This is a genomic window from Actinacidiphila cocklensis (genome assembly GCF_907177275.1).
Taxonomy (GTDB): Bacteria; Actinomycetota; Actinomycetes; order Streptomycetales; family Streptomycetaceae; genus Actinacidiphila; species Actinacidiphila cocklensis.
The window spans coordinates 1-929 of the sequence record NZ_CAJSLV010000025.1; the positions used below are offsets into that span (position 1 = coordinate 1).

1 protein-coding gene is annotated in these 929 nt (G+C 66.8%); it reads right to left on the reverse strand.

What is annotated here, in order from left to right:
* On the reverse strand, positions 1 to 673 hold a 673-nt coding region (locus NFU81_RS04880), incomplete at its 3' end, for a hypothetical protein (protein ID WP_251485339.1).
* Positions 674 to 929: the final 256 nt, after the last annotated feature.

The window sequence follows — 929 nt, forward strand, 5'->3', positions numbered from 1 at the left end:
GGCCCTGGGTGTCATACGCGTCGTGTGCGTCGTCGGGGGCCATCGGCACGCGTCCGACCCGGGGGCGGGCCGCAACAGGCTGCGGGGTGGGGGTGAGTTCCGTTCCGTCGCCGGCGGTTATGACGTCCGACTTGGAGTCAAAGATGGTCGACCCCAGCATGAGCAGGTTGCGGTCCCGCACACCGGCCGGCTCCAGACCGGCGACCTCCTCCGGATAGGCGGCCTTAACGTCCTTATCGAACGAGCAGGTGAACCGGCCCATCAGGCTGCCGAGCACATCCAGAGCCAACTCCGGATCAGCGCCCTCCTCCACGTGCTCGTCCGGCCAGCCGATCTGATGCCCGAACTCATGCGCACCCAGACCACGACCCGCGATCAGCTCAAACGGCAAGTGGAACTGCGACGGCTTCACGGGCTGGTCCTTGGGCTCCACACCCGGCACCAGCCTGTACACCACCGGCTCCCAGTCCGCCTCACCCCCCTCATCGAGCACCCGCACCGGCGTCACATGCAAAACATCACCATTGGGAAGCCGATGCGCACCGTCCAGCGGACGATTGAACGCACCATCAATGTCCTCGGACAAACGCTCCCAGAAAGCAGCCAACTGACTTTCCGTCAAACCATCCACGCCGGTGAGCCTGGTACGCACCTCCACATCCGTGTAGGTCACACCGCCATGCTCAAACCGACGCACCCAGAACGCACCCTGCCCACCCACAACCTCGGCACCCGCCACCAGCCGACGCACCCAGCCGGGCTCACGCACTCCCCCGGCCTCGGCACTCGCATCACGCCCGGGAACAGACGTCCACAAACGCTCCCGGAACACCGGCTCACCAGCCGCCGCACGAGCCCCCCACCAGCCCTCACCACCATGCGGCACCACACCCGCCACCACCGAACGACCCACACCCACCGGCACACCC